At 51.0% G+C, this 21,030-nt stretch carries 18 protein-coding genes; 17 read left to right on the top strand and 1 reads right to left on the bottom strand.

The window, feature by feature from the left end; translation table 11 throughout:
* Positions 1 to 122: 122 nt before the first annotated feature.
* From hemF to BCF11_RS16665, 17 genes are all read left to right on the top strand, one after another.
* Entirely contained in the window at positions 123 to 1,061 is a 939-nt protein-coding gene (gene hemF, locus BCF11_RS16745; protein WP_098495742.1) for an oxygen-dependent coproporphyrinogen oxidase, read from the top strand.
* A gap of 14 nt (positions 1,062 to 1,075) precedes the next feature.
* On the top strand, positions 1,076 to 1,750 hold the full coding sequence (locus BCF11_RS16740) for a nicotinate-nucleotide adenylyltransferase (RefSeq protein ID WP_098495741.1): 675 nt from the start codon (positions 1,076 to 1,078) through the stop codon (positions 1,748 to 1,750).
* Positions 1,751 to 2,380 carry a ribosome silencing factor gene (gene rsfS, locus BCF11_RS16735; RefSeq protein WP_098495740.1) on the top strand — a complete coding sequence of 210 codons (630 nt, stop codon included), beginning with the start codon at positions 1,751 to 1,753 and terminating at the stop codon, positions 2,378 to 2,380. It abuts the gene before it with no gap.
* A 24-nt stretch (positions 2,381 to 2,404) separates the two neighbouring features.
* Positions 2,405 to 2,875 (top strand): 23S rRNA (pseudouridine(1915)-N(3))-methyltransferase RlmH, encoded by a 471-nt coding sequence (gene rlmH / locus BCF11_RS16730; protein ID WP_098495739.1) that lies wholly within the window; start codon positions 2,405 to 2,407, stop codon positions 2,873 to 2,875.
* A 95-nt stretch (positions 2,876 to 2,970) separates the two neighbouring features.
* Entirely contained in the window at positions 2,971 to 3,591 is a 621-nt protein-coding gene (locus BCF11_RS16725; RefSeq protein ID WP_098495738.1) for a nucleoside triphosphate pyrophosphatase, read from the top strand.
* Positions 3,588 to 5,051 carry a ribonuclease G gene (rng, locus tag BCF11_RS16720; protein ID WP_098495737.1) on the top strand — a complete coding sequence of 488 codons (1,464 nt, stop codon included), beginning with the start codon at positions 3,588 to 3,590 and terminating at the stop codon, positions 5,049 to 5,051. Before BCF11_RS16725 ends, rng begins: the two co-directional genes overlap by 4 nt.
* A 225-nt stretch (positions 5,052 to 5,276) precedes the next feature.
* Entirely contained in the window at positions 5,277 to 6,179 is a 903-nt protein-coding gene (locus BCF11_RS16715; RefSeq protein ID WP_143751353.1) for a hypothetical protein, read from the top strand.
* Between the two features lie 87 nt (positions 6,180 to 6,266).
* On the top strand, positions 6,267 to 6,707 hold the full coding sequence (locus tag BCF11_RS16710; RefSeq protein ID WP_098495735.1) for an AlpA family transcriptional regulator: 441 nt from the start codon (positions 6,267 to 6,269) through the stop codon (positions 6,705 to 6,707).
* A gap of 225 nt (positions 6,708 to 6,932) precedes the next feature.
* The gene (locus tag BCF11_RS16705) at positions 6,933 to 7,535 is read left to right on the top strand and encodes an AAA family ATPase (protein ID WP_098495734.1); all 603 of its coding nucleotides are present in this window, start codon (positions 6,933 to 6,935) and stop codon (positions 7,533 to 7,535) included.
* Positions 7,492 to 7,890 carry a hypothetical protein gene (locus BCF11_RS16700; RefSeq protein ID WP_158229216.1) on the top strand — a complete coding sequence of 133 codons (399 nt, stop codon included), beginning with the start codon at positions 7,492 to 7,494 and terminating at the stop codon, positions 7,888 to 7,890. Before BCF11_RS16705 ends, BCF11_RS16700 begins: the two co-directional genes overlap by 44 nt.
* A 164-nt stretch (positions 7,891 to 8,054) precedes the next feature.
* A complete protein-coding gene (locus BCF11_RS16695; RefSeq protein WP_098495732.1) occupies positions 8,055 to 9,134 on the top strand; it encodes a phage/plasmid replication protein, II/X family in 1,080 nt (359 codons plus the stop codon).
* A 79-nt stretch (positions 9,135 to 9,213) separates the two neighbouring features.
* The gene (locus tag BCF11_RS16690) at positions 9,214 to 9,573 is read left to right on the top strand and encodes a hypothetical protein (protein WP_098495731.1); all 360 of its coding nucleotides are present in this window, start codon (positions 9,214 to 9,216) and stop codon (positions 9,571 to 9,573) included.
* A gap of 217 nt (positions 9,574 to 9,790) precedes the next feature.
* On the top strand, positions 9,791 to 12,763 hold the full coding sequence (locus tag BCF11_RS16685; RefSeq protein WP_098497540.1) for a TrlF family AAA-like ATPase: 2,973 nt from the start codon (positions 9,791 to 9,793) through the stop codon (positions 12,761 to 12,763).
* An 85-nt stretch (positions 12,764 to 12,848) separates the two neighbouring features.
* On the top strand, positions 12,849 to 14,849 hold the full coding sequence (locus tag BCF11_RS16680) for a hypothetical protein (protein WP_098495730.1): 2,001 nt from the start codon (positions 12,849 to 12,851) through the stop codon (positions 14,847 to 14,849).
* Positions 14,850 to 15,007: 158 nt separating this feature from the next.
* A complete protein-coding gene (locus tag BCF11_RS16675; protein ID WP_098495729.1) occupies positions 15,008 to 16,321 on the top strand; it encodes a hypothetical protein in 1,314 nt (437 codons plus the stop codon).
* A gap of 126 nt (positions 16,322 to 16,447) precedes the next feature.
* Positions 16,448 to 17,625 (top strand): IS3 family transposase gene (locus BCF11_RS16670; protein ID WP_098493244.1). Its coding sequence is split into 2 segments (ribosomal slippage): positions 16,448 to 16,709 and positions 16,709 to 17,625, totalling 1,179 coding nucleotides; the frame shifts between segments, so codons are not numbered across the junction.
* A gap of 341 nt (positions 17,626 to 17,966) precedes the next feature.
* The gene (locus BCF11_RS16665) at positions 17,967 to 20,081 is read left to right on the top strand and encodes a hypothetical protein (RefSeq protein ID WP_098495728.1); all 2,115 of its coding nucleotides are present in this window, start codon (positions 17,967 to 17,969) and stop codon (positions 20,079 to 20,081) included.
* Between the two features lie 35 nt (positions 20,082 to 20,116).
* Here the strand turns inward: BCF11_RS16665 and BCF11_RS16660 are convergent, their stop codons facing one another.
* Positions 20,117 to 20,686, bottom strand: coding sequence for a recombinase family protein (locus BCF11_RS16660; protein ID WP_158229215.1), 570 nt, complete (start codon positions 20,684 to 20,686; stop codon positions 20,117 to 20,119).
* Positions 20,687 to 21,030 lie beyond the last annotated feature (344 nt).

The following is a 21,030-nucleotide window of genomic DNA, read 5'->3' as shown; positions in this document are numbered from 1 at the left end:
GTTCGCGGGAAGGACGTGGCCGACGAGGCGGGGTCGCCTAGACAGATCAGGGTTTATGCAAGAATGCTCATGTTTTTAACGTCAACACGAGCTGGCGTCTTATTCTTCCTCTTTTCAACACGATGACAGCACACATCTCTCCCGGCAGTCCGGCCAGCGCCGTCAAATCCTATCTGCTCGACCTGCAGGCGCGTATTGTCGCGGCTCTGGAACAGATTGACGGCAAGCCCTTCGGCAGCGATCAATGGCAACGAGCCGAAGGCGGCGGCGGCAATTCGCGCATCATCGAAGAAGGCAATGTGCTGGAGCGCGGCGGCGTCGGCTTCTCGCACGTGATGGGCAGCAGCCTGCCGCCTTCCGCTGCAGCTAATCGCCCGGAACTGGCCGGCCGCACCTGGGAAGCCATGGGCGTGTCGCTGGTCATGCATCCGCGCAATCCGTATGCGCCCACCGTGCACATGAACGTGCGCTTCTTTATCGCCAGCGCTGAAGGCCAGGAGCCGGTCTGGTGGTTCGGCGGCGGCATCGACCTGACCCCGTATTACGGTTTCAGCGAAGATGTGGAACATTTTCATCGCACTTGCCGCGACGCGCTGACGCCGTTTGACCGTGCTAGCGACCAGGGCCCTGGACTCTATCCGCGCTTCAAGCAATGGTGCGACGACTATTTCTACCTGAAACACCGCAAGGAACCGCGTGGCGTCGGCGGCATTTTCTTCGACGATTTCAATGCTTTGGGCTTCGAACAGAGCTTTGCCATGATGCAAAGCGTAGGCAACGCGTTCATCCCGGCATATGCGCCGATCCTGACGCGCCGCAAGGATATTCCGTATGGCGAAACCGAGCGCGATTTCCAGGCATATCGTCGCGGACGCTATGTTGAATTCAATTTAGTGTATGATCGCGGCACTTTGTTCGGTCTGCAATCCGGGGGACGTACCGAGTCTATCCTGATGTCGATGCCGCCCGTGGTCAAGTGGCGCTACGACTGGCAACCAGCGGCAGGAAGCCCGGAAGCCCGTTTATATTCCGATTTCCTGATCCATCGCGAGTGGGTTTGATAAGCAAGTCCGCAATGACATCCAATCATTCTCCACGATCCAGGCAGTGCGTAGCAGTTCTCGGCGGTAGTTTCGATCCGGTCCACAACGGTCATGTGGCGCTGGCGAAATATTTTGTCACCTTGCTGGCGCCAGACGAGTTGCGGGTAATTCCTGCCGGCAACCCGTGGCAAAAACACGGGCTGGAAGCCAGCCCGGAGCAACGGGTCGAGATGGTGAAGCGCGCCTTCAGCCAGCAAAGCGTGCCGCTGGTCATCGACCGCCAGGAAATCGAGCGCAAGACAGCAACGTATACTATTGATACATTGCAAGCATTGCGGGCCGAGCTCGGGCCGCAGGCATCTATCGTTTTCCTGATGGGTGCGGACCAGTTGCAGCACTTGAATACCTGGCAAGGCTGGGATCGCCTGTTTGACTATGCCCATCTGGGCGTGGCTTCGCGGCCCGGTTTTGCCATGGATGCATCGCAGGTTCCAGCCGAGGTCACGCGCGAATTTACACGCCGCGCCGCCACCCCGGAACAGATTCGCCAGAGCGCGCACGGCTTGACCTACCTGGCAAGGAATCTAGCTGTAGACATTTCGGCAACGGAAATTCGTGCCGCACTGCACAACGCAAAACGACCCGACACGCTGGTCCCGGCGGCAGTACTGGACTATATTGAACAACATCATCTCTATAAGAATTAAATGGATATCAAAAAACTACAAAGTCTCGTCATCGATGCTCTCGAAGACGTCAAAGCCCAAGACATCCGCGTCTACGACACAGTCCACCTGACCGGCCTGTTCGACCGCATCGCGATTGCCTCCGGTACTTCCAACCGCCAGACCAAGGCGCTGGCCGCTTCGGTGCGCGACAAGGTCAAGGAAAACGGCGGCAACATTCTCAGCGTTGAAGGCGAAGACACCGGCGAATGGGTGCTGGTCGACATGGGCGACATGGTGGTCCACATCATGCAGCCGGCGATCCGCGCCTACTACCGCCTAGAAGAAATCTGGGGCGACAAGGAAGTCAAGTTTGGCGCCGCCAAGCGGGTATCCACCCGTACGGCAGCTGAAGAAGAAGCACCGAAGAAGATCTCGCGCCATCTGACCACTTCGCAAGCCTTGAAGCCGGAAGACGACACCCCGAAGAAAGCGCCTGCACGCAAGAAGCCGGTCAAGACCGACGGCGCCAAGAAGGCGGTCGGCAAGACCATCAAGGTAGCGCCATCGAAGAGCTCGATTCCGCCTAAAAAGGCTGCCGCGCCTAAGAAGGCCCCGGCCAAGAAGCCGGCCGTCAAGCGCGCTCCGGCAAAAACCAAGGCAGCTGAATAAGCTGCTGCAGGAACAGCTCCAGCAATGCAGCTCATCATCGCTGCGGTCGGCCACAAAATGCCGACATGGATAGAGACCGGCTTCGGCGAGTATGCGAAACGCATGCCGCCGGACTGCCGCATCGTCCTCAAGGAAATCAAACCCGTCGAACGCTCCGGCAGCAACACGGCCGCTTCCGCCATGGCGCTGGAGCGCAGCCGGATTGAAGCCGTCTTGCCGAAAGGCGTGCGCATCGTCGCCCTCGACGAGCGCGGCAAAGACCTCACCAGCGTCCAGCTGTCGCAGCAACTGACCCAATGGCAGCGCGATGGCCGCGACGTCGCCTTCATCATCGGCGGCGCCGATGGCCTCGATCCTGAGTTCAAGGCCAAGGCCGACAGCCTGCTGCGCATCTCCAGCCTGACGCTGCCGCACGGCATGGTGCGGGTGCTGCTGGCGGAACAGCTTTACCGCGCCTGGTCGATTACCCAGAACCACCCTTATCATCGGGTGTAAACAGCTCCCGGGGCGCGGTAAACACCCCCGTCAAGCGCGTAACTCTGTAATAATCGCTGGAAACATCTGACGACGTATCCGCCGTAAAGCCAGCAATGAAAAACCCTTACCAGAAAATCTATCTTGCTTCGAAAAGCCCGCGCCGGCGCGAGCTGCTGCGCCAGATCGGCGTGGTCTTCGAATTGCTGCTGCTGCGCGACCAGACGCCGCGCGGCCCCGACGTCAGCGAAGATGTGCTGCCGGAGGAATTGCCGCAACACTATGTCGCCCGGGTCACCATGGAAAAAGCCCGCGCCGCGCATCAGATGATGGTGTGGCGCAGCCTGCCGGCGCGACCGATACTGGCTGCCGACACCACGGTCACGATCGACGGACTGATTCTCGGCAAACCTGCAAACAAGCGCGAAGCGATCGAGATGCTGCAAATGCTGTCCGGTCGCACGCATCAGGTGCTCACCAGCATCGCCGTTATCCATCAGGAACAATCGTGGCAACTCACGCAAGTTTCCGATGTCATATTCCAAAGCTTGAGCGCTGCCATGATCGACGCCTACTGCGATACCAGCGAGCCATATGACAAAGCGGGCGGCTATGGCATCCAGGGACCGGCAGCGATTTTCATCGAAAGCATACGCGGCAGCCATTCCGGCATCATGGGACTGCCGCTTTTCGAAACCGCACAATTACTTCAACAGGCAGGCATCCGCATTTTATGAGCGAAGACATCCTCGTCAACATCACGCCGCAGGAAACCCGCGTAGCCCTGATTTTCCAGGGTGCGGTGCAAGAGCTGCACATCGAGCGCACCTTGTCGCGCGGCCTGGCCGGCAATATCTACCTGGGCAAGGTGGTGCGCGTGCTGCCCGGCATGCAATCGGCATTCATCGATATCGGTCTGGAGCGCGCCGCCTTCCTGCACGTCGCCGACATCTGGGAAACCCGCGCCCACGATGGCCAGGCGGCGCAGCAGACGCCGATTGAAAAGCTCTTGTTCGACGGCCAGTCGCTGACCGTGCAAGTGGTCAAGGATCCTATCGGCACCAAGGGCGCCCGGCTGTCGACGCAGATTTCCATTGCCGGCCGCATGCTGGTGTATCTGCCGCAGGACCGCCATATCGGTATTTCGCAACGCATCGAGAACGAAGCGGAACGCGAGCTGCTGAAGAACAAGGTACAGAAGCTGCTGCCGCCGGAAGAAAAAGGCGGCTTCATCATCCGCACCATGGCCGAGGATGCGCCGGAAGCGGACCTGCAGATGGATATCGAGTACCTGCGCAAGACCTGGTCCTCGATCACGCTACTGGCCAAGACCAAGCCGGCGCCGACCTTGCTGCATCAGGACTTGAGCCTGGCGCAGCGTGTCTTGCGCGATTTCGTCAACGACGAGACCACCACCATCCAGGTCGACTCGCGCGAAAATTTCCAGAAGCTGCAGGAATTCGCCGCCAGCTATACGCCCTCGGTGACCGAGCGGCTGATGCATTACACAGGCGAACGTCCCTTGTTCGATCTCTACGGCGTGGAAGAAGAAATCCTGGAAGCCCTGAGCCGCCGTGTGCCGCTCAAGTCCGGCGGTTACCTGATCGTCGACCAGACCGAGGCCATGACCACCATCGACGTCAATACCGGCAGTTTCGTCAACGGCCGCAATTTCGACGACACGATCTTCAAGACCAACCTGGAAGCGGCGCATGCGATCGCACGCCAGCTGCGCTTGCGCAACCTGGGTGGCATCATCATTCTTGATTTCATCGACATGGAGAACAGCGAGCACAAGCTAGCCGTGCTGGCCGAGCTGCACAAGGCCCTGCTGCGCGACCGCACCAAGAAATCAGTATCGGAATTTTCCGCGCTGGGCCTGGTGGAAATGACGCGCAAGCGTACCCGCGAATCGCTGGCGCATATCCTGTGCGAGCCCTGTCCTGCCTGCAACGGCAAGGGCCAGGTCAAGACCGCGCGCACCATCTGCTACGAAATCCTGCGCGAAGTGCTACGCGAAGCCAAGCAGTTCAACCCGCGCGAATTCCGCATCCTGGCGTCGCAAGTGGTGGTCGACATGTTCCTCGAAGAAGAATCCCAGCATCTGGCGATGCTGGGTGACTTCATCCGTAAGCCGATTTCGCTGCAGGTGGAAACGGTTTATCCGCAGGAACAGTACGACATCATTCTTATGTAATATATATTTATGCTTATATTCAATAACTTAAATAAAATTCAATGTCGTTATATCAAACCAACTACATGGCTAACTACACGAAAATATGGCAACGTCTCTAGATGTCTGTAGACAATTAACGAGAGCCCCCAATCCCAGGTTTTAACGAAAAAAATAGCGCTAGCGCGGGAAATCTTCTACTCAAGAATAAGTTTAAAAATACGCCGAAAAACGAGAACTCATACCATGATTATAAAAGAGAATTCCTACCGCCCGGGGCAATTTTCGACTCGTTATCTGACCTCGGACGGATGGAAAGATTACCCAGAACCGGTGCCATCTGGATGTCCATTTCTGCCATGTTTGCTATACGCCATGACCTTTCCAACCGGGCATTCGACCAAAGAATATTTTGCTAATGACGACGGTCCCACAGTGATTCTAAGGCGCTTTATTGATGGCCAAAATTACTCGAAAAACAATCATCTCAAGCCTCTACCTGATCATCTTTACTTCGAATCTGGCTCGCATAAAACACGGCGGCTTGAGCAGATCATGGATAAGAAAACTGACGGCCTACAGGTGGGAGCAGCGCTATACGCCTTGTATTGGCTATCAGAGAAGCTTGGGCCGACGTATGCGACTCCTGATTTCGCTGCACGTATGGTAACTCCACCATTTTGTGTAAATCCGACACCCAAAAATCTCATATTGAAGAATTTGGACGAATATTCTTCGGTGTCACATTATTGGGCGGCGTTCTTCATCACCATCCATCCACATAATAATTTGGACAAATGGAAGGATGACGAACCGGACCCTCTCTACGAGGACCCTCTCTACGATTTCGTCGATAAAATTGATATCGCCACGTTTTTAGGTCATGCGGCTACCCTACTCAAATTTACAAAAGAGTATTTGCATCCTTCAACGGGAATGCCGACGTCATTTTCCAATCGAGATAAGTTTACTTGGCTTGCGCCTGGCCCTGAAATATGTACGAGTGTCGAAGAATTGAAAATTCCTGATTTATTTGGACCTGAATTTCCCTTCGAGAAATTCCGACTACAGTTTGACGCGAGCAAGGAAAAGGCAAGGAAATATAGCGCTACCAGGTATCAATCAGAAAGATCTGGAAAAAACAAATAGATGTCAACCACATTTTTGCCAATTTCTGGCGGTAATATTTCTTGAGATTTTCTAAACTTCATTCGTTACTTAACGAAGGAGGTCTCAATGAATCGCATCAGACAATGCCAGCAACAAGATCCAGCTGGCATATCAACCAGCCAACCTGACAGTTCACATCCTATTCGGCTCAAGCTTCTGGAAATAGTCCAGAGGGCTTGGACTGCAGAACATAGGATACTGCGGCTGCACCAGGTTAAATCCAAAATCGCTCGAGCAAATGCCACTATCTGGAAAGACGTTGCTGACGGCACGCTTAGCAGACCCATATCCACTGGTGCAAGATCGGTGGGTTGGCTGGAATCCGAAGTAAATGCCTGGATCGAGGCGCGGATTTTCAATTCACGCAATCCCTCACAAGCTATCGACATGCGAGAGTTGGTCGCATTACTAGCTCACAAAAATGGCGATGACTATCGTGCGCGCCCCCAAGTATCGCTTTCCACCGAATTATTCAATATCGGTTCATTACGACGCGGGGTCGAATAAAAGTACGTGCATGCCCGGCGACGCTTCTAACTAGCTATAACGTGCTGCACGGACAGCGGCCGACAGTTTGTGTCGCCTCTCTCCGTGCGTCGCAAAAGCTTTGCGCATTAAAACGGTAAAAGCGCCTGATGACTTTACGCCTGCCGACAAACGGCAACCAAGCGTCAGTGAAATCAGGTGTGATTAAACACGCTTAACGAAACACTTAACTGTAGAGATTTACATATGAAATCGATTGCCCGTAGTTCCGTATCGCCTGTCAATTTTCTCTTAAAGGATTTACTGAGCCGCACTTTTGATGATGATCAGCCACTACTCGGAAAACTGATTCTAGAGAAGTCTGTCGGAATGATTGCTGGGCCGAGAGGCAGCGGAAAGTCCTGGCTTGCAATGCTGATCGCCTATGCCATTGCCGGCAAGAAACCACTGAAGCCGTGGGGCCAAGGCATCGGCGCACGAGTTGCCATCCTTGATGGTGAAATGCGTGCTTCGAGTTTACAGGGACGATTTCAACTAATCCGTAATCGCGAAACTGCCCCCGCGTCCGGCAGCGAAGCTGAAAACAACTTATATATCATCAGCCGCGATTGCGTCGGCAATTCTATTGGCTCTATCGACACATTGGAAGGCCAGAAGAAGATTGATGCGCTAATTCCGCTTGGCATCAGATTACTCATCATCGATAACTTGAGCGCTTGGTCGGCAGGGGGAAGTGAGAGCGCAACTTCTTGGGCGCTAACTAAAACTTGGCTGATTGAAAAAAAGACTGCAAGGGATCGCCGTTTTGATAATTCATCACGCCGGGAAAAATGGTCAGCAACGCGGTAGTAGTGCACATGAAGACTTACTCGACTATTCGATTCTTCTGCGTCCATTGCCCAGCGATGGCGAACGAAAAGACACGCGTTTCAGCATAGAACACACGAAATTGAGAGATCACATTCCGGAATTGCGGGAGAAGTTTGATTTCTCTATATGGACGGATGACGACATCTTGAAGTTCTCGGTCAAGCCCTCCGTTGCAGAGCTATCCGAGCAGGACGCAAAAGTATTGGAAATGAAGAAAAAAGACATCAGCAATATAGATATCGGGAAAACACTTGGCATTCACCCAACGACGGTTGGCCGTACCGTTACACGATTGAAGTCATTGCTTGAAGGTGTAGACCGTACTGAAGCGTAGGCCAGACAGGGGTTGCGGGGTTGCCGGCGCTAAGCACGCGCTACCGCGCAACCCCTTGCAGAAGTCCAGGCGCACAAGCTGATTGCAGCGAATACTTGGCCCTTTTACATACTAGCTGACATTGACCATTTTCTAACATTAACCACCCATAAACAGGGGAAAACATGATTGACCTATTCGACGTAGTAATTAATATCAACCACAAACCATTTGGCACAGATAGGAGAATGCAGAAGGAGAACAGCATCATAGTAACGGGGAAGCACTTGACCAAGAAGCTAGAACTGTACCCTGGTGCAGCGCTTGTAGATGTCACGTCCATGGACAATGGCACAAAGATCGCTATTCGCTGCTGTCCGCTCAAGCCACTGCAGGGGCATAACATATTCGGGACAAATAATCTTGTCCCCCTGTGTTATCACATGATTTTCTATGTGCTGACGACACTAGATATTCAGTTCACTCCCAGCCAGCGTGAAGGTTGGAAATCTGGGCATTTCAAGCTGCGAGACTTACATATTACGAATCGCTTTGGCGTAGACTCGCATGATTTGGTGGGTTCGTTACTAGCCCACCTTCTGCGAAACGTTAGCTTAAAGCGTCGCCCATCAACAATGGAAAAAGGCATTGGCATACGACTGTTCGGAGCGAATCCCGGCGCCACATTTGCAATGTATGACAAGCGTAAGGAGTTTGAAGACAAGAGAAATCATGAACAAAAGTATCTACGTGCACTGCTTGGCAATGATTCCTCGAAAGTGGAGAAATTACTACTTAAAGAAGCATCAAGCAGCATTCGGCTCGAAGCTAAATTTGATGGCGGGTGGTTAGAAAAGCGGAATTTGGATTCAGGCATTTCTTGGACCACTGAGAAAGTGCGTGAACTATTTCTGGACGAATTGGCCCAATTGCGACTTGGGGAAGTTCCGTCAATGGAGGACGTATCGCAACTGATCGGCGGCCTGAAGGATAAGAAGTTGGAATTGACGGCGCTGGCGTGGTTGCATGGCCAAGATCTATCGAAATTCCATGGGCCGCAGACTTTGCATAAGCGGCGCAAGGCAATCATGAAAGAGATCGGCATTGATATCAAGCTGGATCATCCGCCAGCGTCAGCTCCGGAAACGTCCATTGCTGAAATCCTCTGCCCAGGCAATATGCAGCCTGACTCCCCTGAGTGGGTCGATGACTACCCTGCTCTTTACTACAAGGGCCGAGGCTTGCCTGGTCTTGATGCGCCATAAGTGAACTCTGATGGTTTGGCGTGACATGGGAGTTTAATACCCAGTCACGCCGTCCCTACAATGACCGGTAAGGGATTGCATGTTCTTGGCCGAGTTGGATGCATTGGGGCTGGAGAGAGTGCCGTCGATTGCTCATGGCCTGCGCTTGCTTGATGATCTGACCGATTCCAAGCTGCGTGCGACTTTCTTTATGTGGCTGCATGGCGAAGACCTGTCGGCATATCATGAGCGGCAAACACGAGCGGCTCGACGGAAGGAGATCAAGGCGGTCATTGGCATTGATATTCTGCTTGACCAGGTGCCGACGCCAAAGTCAGCGGTCGACATTGAAAGTATCTTCTGTGAAGACCGTATCCTACTTGACCGGCCGGAGTGGATAGAGCAGTACCCTGCCCTTTATTACGCCGGTGAAGGCTTGCCGGGTCTTGAGGCACCTTGAATGCAGCGCCTGCGTGACATTAGCGTTTTATGCCTTGTCATACCGTCGCTACATTGGCTGTTGCAGTACTCAACCAGACCGATTCTCTGCCATATCGGGCAAAGAGCGGGTAATTGAAAATGTCTGTTAAATTAACATTGACTTAGTGCCAATTAAGTTGCATATTGCAAACAGAAAACAGTTCCAGAAATCACCTAAAAATGCCGAGGACACCAAGATGGCCGATGATCTGCTGCCGCCGCTCAACTCTGGATCACGCTGGCAAAGATGGGAGCCTCATGTACATGCGCCGGGAACTATTTTCAATGATCAATTTAAAGGCGATTGGAATAGTTATTTTGATGTTTTAGAGGCAGCCTCGCCATCGATTCAAGCTTTAGGAGTAACAGACTACTATGGCCTTGATACTTATCGAGCTGTGGTTGCGGCGAAGGCAACAGGACGGTTATCGAGATGCGATCTGATCTTTCCCAATGTCGAATTGAGACTTGACGTTGGCACCGCCAAATCCTGGGTTAATGCTCATTTACTTGTAAGTCCAGAAGACTCTGCGCACCTTGAGGAACTTAGTCGCTTCTTAGCAAGACTTACCTTCCAGGCGCATAACGATAGCTTCTGCTGCCAACCCAGCGACCTCATTCGGCTAGGGCACAAATCCAGTTCCGACATAATTGACGAACGCGCAGCATTACGGCAAGGCTCAGAACAGTTTAAGGTCTCGTTCGATCAGCTACGCACTCAATATCGAAACAGCGCATGGGCAAAGGCAAATATTCTGATCGCAGTATCAGGTGCGCAGGGAGATGGAACGTCAGGACTCCGAGAAGGCGCCGATAGGACGCTCCGTCAAGAAGTGGAACGGTTTGCTCATATCATTTTTACGTCGAACTCTGCTCAACGTGAATTCTGGCTCGGTCGCAAGAACCTAAGTCCGGAAGATATCCGACAGCACTATGACGGACTGAAGCCGTGCTTGCATGGGAGTGATGGTCATTCTGTTGCGAAGACCGGAAGCCCAGATGGCGATCGCTACAGTTGGGTGAAAGGTGAAGCCATCTTCGATACGCTCCGCCAAGTCTGTATTGATCCTGCGGGGCGCGCCTATGTGGGTACAGAACCTCCGCCCGCGGCAACGTCATCGGAGGTTATTGCAAAAGTTTCCATCATTGGAGCGCCTTGGGCGCAAATCCCCAAACTTGCATTAAATCCGGGGCTCGTCGCAATTATTGGCGCACGCGGGTCAGGTAAGACCGCACTTGCAGATATTATTGCTGCGGGTTGCGACGCCCATGGGCATAGCATGCCCAAACAAGCATTTTTGATACGAGCGCGCGAGTATCTCGGCGGAACAAGCGTGCGTTTGGACTGGCAAGCCGGTGGCAGCAAAACGCGCATGCTTGATGGTTCCGATTCAGCGCCCAGCGACAACTATCCGCGTGCGCGCTATCTCTCTCAACAGTTTGTAGAGGAGCTTTGTTCATCAGATGGCATAACCGATAGTCTCCTATCTGAAGTTGAGCGTGTTATTTTCGATGCTCATCCAGTTTCCGAGCGTGATGGTGCGATCGATTTCGCAGATCTTCGCGAGATGCATTCGACTAGGCACCGTAAAGGCCGTGAACGCGAGGAGCAGTCCCTTGCTACGTTATCGGAACGCATTAGCGGCGAAATCGAGAAGACAAAGCTCGTCGATGGCTATAAGACGCAGATTCAAGAGAAAAAAGAACTCATAGCCCGAATGACCACTGATAGGGCAAACCTTGTGCCGAAAGGTAGCGAGGAGCGAGTTACTCAACTTGAGGCGTTAACCAAAGCTGCCGAGCGCGTGCGAGGTTTTGTTCGGCATTATAAGTCGCAGGAACAGCAACTTATTCTCATGCAAGACGAAATTGGAAACGTCCGTTCTAGTCGTGCACCAGAGGATCTACGTGACGCGCAGGAGCGTCATATAAGCAGCGGCATCAAGGATGACGATTGGCTGGCATTTCTCATGGATTACAAAGGCGACGTTGATGGAGTGTTGACTAGAGGGTTGATAGATGCCCGACGCAACAGCTCTGGTTGGAACGGTACACCGCTTGTTGGTGCAATTGACCCCATACTTCCATTGATTGCAGAAAATACGGATCTTGAAACACAGACTCTTTCAACTCTAGAGGCTGAAATCGGGCGCATTCAGAAGTTAGTCAGCATTGATAAAGATACGACGCAACGCTTCGAAATTCTCTCAAAAAAGATAGTAGCTGAAACTGACCTGCTCAAGCGGCTGAGCGAGAAGCTGTTTGATTGCGAAGGCGCCAAGGCACGCTTGAATTGTCTATTGGAAGAACGAGAAGCGAGCTATATCAGGGTTTTTGAGGCAGTAATTGCCGAGCAAGAAGTACTTGCCAAACTCTATGCGCCAATTAAAAGCCGGCTTGAGACAACTGAGGGCACCCTGCGTAAGCTTTCATTCTCGGTAACGAGAACAGCCAATGTTGATACGTGGTCAGAACAGGGAGAAGCTCTCCTTGATCTTCGTCGTCAGGGGCCATTTCGTGGTCGTGGCACATTATGTGAAGCAGCTAAAAAGTCGCTAAAAACACCTTGGGAGACAGGCGACGCGAAGGCGGTAGCTGAAGCGATGAATGCTTTTCGTGTCGAACATCAGGACGCGCTCCTCCAACACTCGCCGATTCCGAGAAGCGAGCAAACAGAATATCGCAGTTGGTCAAAACGTTTCGCGCAATGGCTCTATAGCACCGATCATATCTCTGTGCGATACAGCGTTAATTACGATGCGATCGATATCCGCAAACTTTCCCCGGGCACACGAGGGATCGTTTTGCTTCTTCTCTATCTCTCCCTCGATGACGCCGACGGGCGTCCCCTGATCATAGACCAACCGGAAGAAAACCTCGATCCAAAATCGATCTATGATGATCTGGTTGGGCTTTTCTTAGCCGCAAAGACTAAACGACAGGTGATCATCGTGACGCACAATGCCAACCTCGTGATTAACACTGACGCCGATCAAATCATCATAGCAAACGCAGGTCCACACTCAAGTGGAGGCCTGCCCCCTATTACTTATACTTCGGGTGGCCTAGAAAATGAAGAAATCCGGAAAAGCGTTTGTGACATCCTTGAGGGTGGCGAAAAAGCTTTTAGAGAACGAACCCGCAGACTTCGTATTCGCCTGGACCGCTAAACCGCCGCTATGCAAAAGAAACAGTCACTTAAAGCGCGCAGGTCACTTTGTATGACATATGCCGTAACTAATTTAGGGGGATTTAATGCTCGCAAACATCAAAGGCCTAGTTGATCGGCTCGAACTATCGCAAGCGAAAGCGATGATGCCTCTATTCGAGGCAATATCAAATGCCATTGACGCAATCGAAGAACATAGAGATGGCTTAAGTAAGCACGCCATCCGTATACGGCTTGTTGCCTCTCACGACCTCGCACATCAAGGTGGTGATGAGACGTTGGTTCTCGACGGATTTGACATTGGCGACGATGGGGTTGGCTTTACTGGTGAAAATCTGGCCTCGTTCAAGGAGGCGCATACACTTTCCAAGGTCAAAGTCGGCGGTAAAGGCGTTGGTCGATTTACCTTTCTTAAGGTCTTCTCAAGCGTTCATATTCGAAGTGTTTTTCAGCGTCGGAATGAGACATTTTTACGTGAATTTGATTTCTCTATTGCAGATGAGTTAAAGGGTGCCGATGACGTTGTTCCTATTAAAGAATCCCAAGGAACAAAATTGTCAATGCGTGGAATGGACTCCAAGTTTAAAGGAGGTTGGCCTCAAGACCCCGCAATTATTGCCGAGCGTATCCTTGCACACTTTTTAATTCGATTCGCTGCACGCTCGTGCCCGCCGATTGTGTTGGAGTCGCCAAACCACGCCCCCATTGATCTGCACGCGCTATTTCAATCCACCGTGGTGTCACATATTGAAGAACGATTTTTCAATGTTCTAGGACATACCTTTGCTCTGCAGGCCTACCGTCATCGTGACGGCCGTTCACGACATGACTTGCATTTGTGTGCAAATGGGAGAGAGGTCACGACAAACAAGTTGCGCGACTTACTACCTGAACTACCGGAAAAATTCATAGATGCTGACCAAGAGCCCTACACTCTGATTGTGCTTGTTACTGGGGAATATCTCGATGATCATGCCAATCAAGAGCGAACACGAATTTCCTTTCAATCCGATGATGATCCTGATTTGGATAGGACGCTTGTGTCACGTCAATCACTAAACCGTGGCATAGCGGAGACACTCCGCCCTTTGTTGGCAACTGATTTAACGTCGACGAACGAGGAAAAGCGCTCGCAAATTGCGAAATTTGTTGAACAAGCGCCGGAATACCGTGCACTAACACATCCACGATATAAAGAATTGATCGAACAACGCATTCAGCCTGGATTAACAAACGAAAAGCTTGATGAGGCATTGCTTCACGTAAAGCGAGACGTTGAGGACTCGGTGCGTAAAGAGGTTCGCCATGTTGCGGCTTTGTTTGAAACCGAAACCTTCGAGCAGTATCAAGAGCGATTCCAAGTCGTGGCGGAACAAGCTAATGAAATCGGGAAAGCCCAGCTTGCTGCCTACGTAGCACATCGCCGCACTATTCTTGACCTTGTAAGTCAAAGTTTAAAGAAAGTTCGCACAGACGATAAATACCCGTTTGAAAAAGTGCTGCATAAGATGATTTTCCCGATGGGAGAAACGTCAAAAGATGTCTTTTTTGAGCAGCAAAATCTGTGGATCATTGATGAACGACTTTGCTATCACACTCTGCTAACGTCCGACAAGAAACTGAATAGCGTTCCTGGTCTTGAAAATACGTCTGGCAAGGAGCCAGACATCTTTGCTTTTTTCTATGACACTCCTATTGGCGTGACAGAATCAGATAACTTACCCAGTGGTGGGGTTATTATCATTGAGTTCAAAAGACCCGGTCGCGATGACTATAACAAAGATCCTGCTGACCAAATCATTCAACGCTTTCGAGAAATCAGCGACGGTAATGTAAATGATATTGACGGGCGCCAAATAAACCCTACAAATCTTCGATATACGGGCTATCTTATCGCCGACCTCAAACCTTCTCTTCATCGACAAGTATATGGGCGCTACCACCGTACTGCTGATAACGAGGGATATTTCTTTAATTTGGCAGCAGGCAACGGATGTATCGAAATCATTTCTTACGACAAACTCGTTAAGGATGCGGAGCGCAGAAATCGCATTCTGTTCGACAAACTCGGCCTGCATAAACATTAATTTCATATCGAGCACTACTTTGTCAGAAGATAAACCCAAGATGTTTTAATTTTCAAGTGGCAGCTATCTCAATTGGGCCACAGCGGTTATCGCATATTTCGGTTACGATTTTAATCGGCTGAAACCACTGCATCAATTACATTTTCCAAGGAAATGCCGTGATCGAAAGTCTCTCTGATATTGAAGCGCTAGCTATTCGCTGTCATTCCGAGCAATCAAAAGGATACATTGCTGAGGCCATTCGTTGCTATCGAGCTGGCGCCTGCCGTGCGGCCATTGTCAGCACTTGGATAGCCATTGTTTTCGATCTGATCGATAAAATTCGTGAACTTGCAGTATCAGGAGACAAGGCAGCAAAGGATATTGAAACCCGTTACGAAACTTACATTGCGCAAATAGAGCAAAACAACCCGGTAGGAATTCGGAGTGCTCTCGAGTTTGAGCGCGACATTCTTGAAATTTGTAAGGATCAACTTCAATTCTTTGATCCCCAGCAGTTTATTGATCTGACTAGACTCCGAGAGGATAGGCATAGGTGTGCCCATCCATCTTTTCAGCGCGTCGGTATCCCTTATCACCCGTCAGCGGAGCAAGCGCGCTTGCATATACGCAATGCTGTTGTACATGTACTGGCGCAGCCACCTGTGCAAGGCAAGGCTGCTTTGGCTCAATTGAAAGCTCTTGTTGGCTCGGTTTATTTCCCGACCGACGACGAAAAGGCCCTAGCTCAGTTGGATAACTCTAGCCTGAAGAACGCGACCGATGCATTAGTGAAGGGATTCATAGATATGTTGATTTTTGGCTTCCTGTCGGACAATGATCCCTTGTTCTACAAACCGCAGGTCAATGCTGCGATTAATGCATCCTTCGAGTTATATCCGGGAATCGTTGAAGATCGATTGCGCAAACAACTTAACACGGCGATCAGGGATGTTCCAGATAATCGCTTCTCGGGAGCATGCTGCTTGGTCGCTTTTATCAAACCAGCTTGGCATGTACTTGAACAAACTTCGAAGAACAAGGTCATCCGATTCATTGAAGAAGGTCCTGCAAATGAAGTGCTAGGTGGATTCGAGCCATTGTCCAAATTAGATGCTCTCAAGTCCGCTATTGAACTTCGGATAAATGGCCTTGAATTTGATGATCTAGCTAATGCGATAAACGCTCATGGTGTTCGCGCACTTGCGAAAGAACGGTCGCTTCATTTTCTGTCTCAAGTGGGCTCATGGGATAGAGCCAATGAGGTTTTTAACAAGGCGGTACTGCCATTATTTTCTCATCTGTCTCCTGAAGACATTGTGAGAATTGTTCGAATGCCCAGCGAGACAGGTGCGGACTTGCCAGGTGCTCATAGCTACGGATTATTTATTGAAAAAGTGCGTCAGGCCGCCAACATCGACAACAACTCACTTAATATTCTTCTCAAAGAAAACCGTGGGAGTTACCTTATTCCTCAGGTCGAAGCAGAATAGAGGAAAGCAAATTTACTTGTAAAGTCTGAAAAATGGCGATATGAGGAAGAGTATAGATTGAGCTTTCCCTGAAATTTCGTCTTCCACAGGTGACGTAAAATTGACGTTACTTTGGGAAGGCAAGAAATGAAGATTTCAAGAAGTTCATACACGGCGGAATTCAAGGAATTGGCAGTCAGACGGGTCAATGCCTGCGAGTCCTTCGCGGCGACAGCCAAGGAACTTGGTCTAAGCGAACAAACGCTGCGCAACTGGGTCAAGGCCGCTAAGGCTGGCAAGTTGAACGGCGCTGGTAGCAAGGTTGTGACACCGGAAGAGATGGAATTGTCGCGCTTACGTGCCGAGAATGCCAAGCTCAAGCGGGAGAACGAAATCATAAAAAAGGCAGCGGCGTACTTCGCGAAGGATGTTCTGTGAAGTACGCCTGGATCGATGCGCAGACTAATCGATTCGCGCTGAGGGAAATGTGCGATACGCTCGACGTGAGCATCAGCGGTTACCGAGCCTGGAAGAGTGGCGGCACGCCCGATCGCAAGCGCCTGACGGCCGGCCAGACGCTGGCCATGATCCGCGCCATCCACGCCGAGGTAAAAGGTGCTTATGGCAGTCCTCGGATGATCCGCGAGTTGCGGTGGCGGGGCTACACGGCGAGCAAGGGACGCGTAGAGCGGTTGATGCGCACGCACGGAATTCATGCGCGCCACAAGCGGCGCTACCGGGTTACGACCGAATCGAAGCACGGTTTGCCAGTGGCGAGAAACCTGCTTGACCGCGATTTCGCGCCGGCGGCGCCGAATCAGGTTTGGACGGCCGACATCACCTACTTGTGGACCGATGAAGGCTGGCTGTACCTCGCCATCGTTCTGGATCTGTTCAATCGGGAAGTGATCGGCTGGTCGCTCAAGCCGCGTATGACGACTGAGTTGGTGGCAGACGCGCTGACGATGGCCTGGTTCCGCCGACGTCCTGCGCCCGGCGTCCTGCATCATTCGGACCGCGGCAGCCAGTACGCCAGTCAGGCCTACCAGGACAAGTTGCGTGAGTTCGGTATGACGTGTTCGATGAGCCGCAAGGGAAATTGCTGGGACAATTCGCCGACTGAGAGCTGGTTCAACAGTTTCAAGAACGAACGTTACCATGGCCTGCGCTACACCACCCAGACTGAAATGAGGGCGGCCAGTTTCGAATACATCGAGGTGTTTTACAATCGCAAGCGGCAGCATTCGACCCTCGGTTATAAATCGCCGCTCCAGTTTCTACAGCGCTGGATCAGTGAACAGAATCAGGAAAAACGAGCTGCATAGAAGTCGTCTGTTGGAAGACGAAAAACAGAGGGAACCTCAGATTGATCTCGTCTCGATCAGGTCACCATGCTTTTCGGCCAACGGCACTGCATGAGATTGTATATGATACAAAATATCCGCCTCTGATGCCGGGACAATTGCGAATATTTTACGCCAGCCTTATTTTTCTCATGTCAAAATCAGATGCGTAAAACACGTTGAAGGAACGTTTGGCATAAAGAAGCAGAGAGGGTAGCTTGCCATCAGTGTCGCTCTTATCGCATCAAAAGATAGTGAGTGATAGGAAATTCAACCAGAATGTCGCGACTAGATATCACTCTCGCAAAAAAGGATGGCCGCTGATGAAACAAACGCTGGGTGTTTTCAATACTGATCGTGTTAATCGCCAAGGCTTTCGGTTTGACATAGCGGGATTAGCATCCATGCTTAACCAGTCATGGCGCGGCTCACCAAGTTTTATTAGTCATGACTTTCATCGCCTGATCGGATGGACGAACGCGCTAGGATTGCACATCCAAGCTGAAGAAGTTCGCCTGATGGGGCGCTTTACCTTTCCAGAGAATCAAGAAGAACACCAGCAAATGCATGAGCAGGCAATGCTCTATCTTCAGGAAAGAATTGGTGAGGTTAAACCAGATCTTAAGCGGCAGCTTCAAGATCTATTGGGGCAACATCTTTCAGGCGAGCATTCGTTCTTGATTCGGGAATGCGTTTCTGTCATCGACGATGGAATAGCCAAGCGAACTTTTCCTGATCTGTTCCCAAGCGATGAGACGGACAAGCGCAGTCTAGTCGACGTCCGCAAATTGAAGTGCATCGGCCCCGGTGTGTTTGAATATAAAGGCTGCGCGTTATTTGCGCACCGCTACTTTCGCCGATCACTTTCACAACTTAACAATCTCAACGATGTATTTCTTGCGAAGCTGCTCGAACTCAAGGACATATCAGAACTTGAGATTCAGATAGCACTGGATCCGAATAGTGTCGGCTTACCTAACACGTATCAAATGCCAATTGAGTTGCAGCATTGGTGGGGACCTCGATTTAACGATGACTTGACTCGAATTCCTACTGGGGTAACTCGCCACGAGGCTACCGAGCGGACGCGTGATTTCCACGGTATTAGTCACATGGAATTCTGGTGGCACCAACAAAATGATATCCAGACGTTGGAATGCGAGGAGGTCCGGACCAGTAGGACATTTGGAACCAACTTTAGTGCCGACTATGAAGACGACGAGATGTATGGTTGCCGTTACGTTCATTCCATGGTCGATTCGAAGACCAAGCTTCCATATCACTTAGACGGGGCCATTCGAGAGTACGAGGAGACAGCGTACATAGATCGCTTGGACCAAGATATCTCCAAATCTGGTAAAACCTCTCGCTATGTCAAGCTTTGGCGCGTGGATGGACCAGTGGAAATCAATCTCTGGAAAGAATTGATTTGCCATTTTTATAGAGATAACGAATTGGCCGGAGAGTATCTCGGCGCCGAAAAGGATGCTCTTGCAATCGAGACCATGCCCTCCCAAACTCCAGCCGTAACAGCCAACACCATTTTCCCGCCGCGCATTGCAAGTGAGTTTGGTGTCCATGCTATGGTCACCTATCAACCTCTAAATAATTATGACCCCGAGGTGGACTGCATGATGATTGCACTTGGCGCAATCAGCTTTGCAGCCGCTCAGCGCCTAGTTATGGAGTATTCCGCTCTTGACTACGTAAAAATGCTCCGAGAATCGCTTGAGGGCGAAGTTCAACTTAGCCAAAATATTGCGTGGATTTGCTATGACGACATGGACATCAACTTGCCACTGCTCCTCCTCAATGGTCGACACGCAGTCTCGAATACCAATACAGCGCTACAAATTCTTTGGGACATGTGTAAATCATTTACCGCCCAATCGGAACATCGCTTCATCACAAGCAACATTTCGATAGTGGCCAGTGATCGGCTCGTTAGTATTTCCCTTGCTGCGTTTGCGAAGGATTTCGTCACGATGCTTCCTCAAGGCATGCCTAAGCTACCAGAAGAAATTTCGGATATTGAAGAGTGGCTCACCGCACTTCATGCAACCATGGCGAAATATTTGAAGGACCAGGTTTCGCCGTGCAGCGTAGAAGATCTAATGCGCCTAAACGGCTGCTTTTTCATGAGTAGGTCATTTCTGCCGGAATCATGTAAAGTACAATTCAACGATGCAGGAGAAGGCACTGTTGAGTTTCCTGAATCAGAGACACGTGTTGTCGAAATGATCTCTTCTAAACAGTGGCACCTTACACCAGCTAGATTGATCTACAAAGCGCTATGTAGCAGCTGTCAATGTGAATATGCGGCGTGCAATTGCAAAGTATTGATCACCCCCTCCTCAACTACGGTAAGCGTGGAGGATTGTGAACTTGTCGGCTTCGCTGTTACGGAACGCTCAGCAAACTGTTCGGCGAAAAGTTAAGATTCGTAACTCTCTCAATCTGACACCAACACGGTCTAGTGCGACTTGCAGTACCGGTGCACAGTAACGCGATCAACGCCAAATTGACGCGCCAACTCGCTGCGATTTTCACCCGCGTCATACCGGCGCTTCAACTCAATCTGCATTTCGTCAGTTAGCTTTGGCTTGCGGCCCTGATACTTTCCTTCCTTGCGTGCCCTAGTGATGCCCTCTTGCTGACGCTCCTTACGAATTCCATTTTCAAACTCAGCAAAACCGGCAAACATCGTTAGCGAAAGCTTGCCCGCCGGCGTCTGCGTGTCGAACCCTTGCATGAGGATCACCAGCCGAATACCGCGTTCGCTCAGGGTATTGATCTGGGTGAGCACATCAATTGTGTGTCGGCCAATGCGATCTAGCGCATACACAACCAGGGTATCGCCTTCTCTGAGGTATTGGGCGCAGGCAGTCCAACCGGCCCGGCTTTCAGCTGCTGTAGTGCCGCTAATGGCCTCATCAGTGAATTCCTTCGTTACTTTCCAGCCAGCCGCCGCTATGGCCTGACGCTGATTCTGCACTGTCTGGTCTTTGGTTGAAACGCGCAAATACGCAATAACACTAGTCATATATATAGTAGGTGGCTGTTTTATGTTGCAATAGGGTTGCATTTTTATAATGCAACACAAATCATCATTACGCAACACATTTCGCAACACTTATATGCTGGCCCAGTGCCGTCTTGCTTGGGTACACCCATACGCACCACTATATATAGGTGGCAGGACACCCCATCATGGCCCCATGCACAAGGCTTCCGTACTATTAAGAAGAGAACTAGAGGAAATGGCCTTCAAACCGGCTCAGCTATATATTTGGCGAAAATCTTAGCTTGCCAATCGCCTCAACGGGGGGTAACTCACAATGGATGGGGATGGATTGTCGATACCGCAATCGCAGATAATTATAGAAA

Origin of the sequence: Collimonas sp. PA-H2 (assembly GCF_002564105.1) — a bacterium.
Classification (GTDB): domain Bacteria; phylum Pseudomonadota; class Gammaproteobacteria; order Burkholderiales; family Burkholderiaceae_D; genus Collimonas.
The sequence above is the reverse complement of the archived record's forward strand: the minus strand, read 5'-3'. Positions and strand labels throughout refer to the sequence as shown.

Excerpts from the sequence above, each read along its gene's own strand:
- hemF (WP_098495742.1), top strand. The coding sequence starts at position 123 with ATGACAGCACACATCTCTCCCGGCAGTCCGGCCAGCGCCGTCAAATCC.
- BCF11_RS16740 (WP_098495741.1), top strand. The coding sequence starts at position 1,076 with ATGACATCCAATCATTCTCCACGATCCAGGCAGTGCGTAGCAGTTCTC.
- rsfS (WP_098495740.1), top strand. The coding sequence starts at position 1,751 with ATGGATATCAAAAAACTACAAAGTCTCGTCATCGATGCTCTCGAAGAC.
- rlmH (WP_098495739.1), top strand. The coding sequence starts at position 2,405 with ATGCAGCTCATCATCGCTGCGGTCGGCCACAAAATGCCGACATGGATA.
- BCF11_RS16725 (WP_098495738.1), top strand. The coding sequence starts at position 2,971 with ATGAAAAACCCTTACCAGAAAATCTATCTTGCTTCGAAAAGCCCGCGC.
- rng (WP_098495737.1), top strand. The coding sequence starts at position 3,588 with ATGAGCGAAGACATCCTCGTCAACATCACGCCGCAGGAAACCCGCGTA.
- BCF11_RS16715 (WP_143751353.1), top strand. The coding sequence starts at position 5,277 with ATGATTATAAAAGAGAATTCCTACCGCCCGGGGCAATTTTCGACTCGT.
- BCF11_RS16710 (WP_098495735.1), top strand. The coding sequence starts at position 6,267 with ATGAATCGCATCAGACAATGCCAGCAACAAGATCCAGCTGGCATATCA.
- BCF11_RS16705 (WP_098495734.1), top strand. The coding sequence starts at position 6,933 with ATGAAATCGATTGCCCGTAGTTCCGTATCGCCTGTCAATTTTCTCTTA.
- BCF11_RS16695 (WP_098495732.1), top strand. The coding sequence starts at position 8,055 with ATGATTGACCTATTCGACGTAGTAATTAATATCAACCACAAACCATTT.
- BCF11_RS16690 (WP_098495731.1), top strand. The coding sequence starts at position 9,214 with ATGTTCTTGGCCGAGTTGGATGCATTGGGGCTGGAGAGAGTGCCGTCG.
- BCF11_RS16685 (WP_098497540.1), top strand. The coding sequence starts at position 9,791 with ATGGCCGATGATCTGCTGCCGCCGCTCAACTCTGGATCACGCTGGCAA.
- BCF11_RS16680 (WP_098495730.1), top strand. The coding sequence starts at position 12,849 with ATGCTCGCAAACATCAAAGGCCTAGTTGATCGGCTCGAACTATCGCAA.
- BCF11_RS16665 (WP_098495728.1), top strand. The coding sequence starts at position 17,967 with ATGAAACAAACGCTGGGTGTTTTCAATACTGATCGTGTTAATCGCCAA.
- BCF11_RS16660 (WP_158229215.1), bottom strand. The coding sequence starts at position 20,686 with ATGACTAGTGTTATTGCGTATTTGCGCGTTTCAACCAAAGACCAGACA.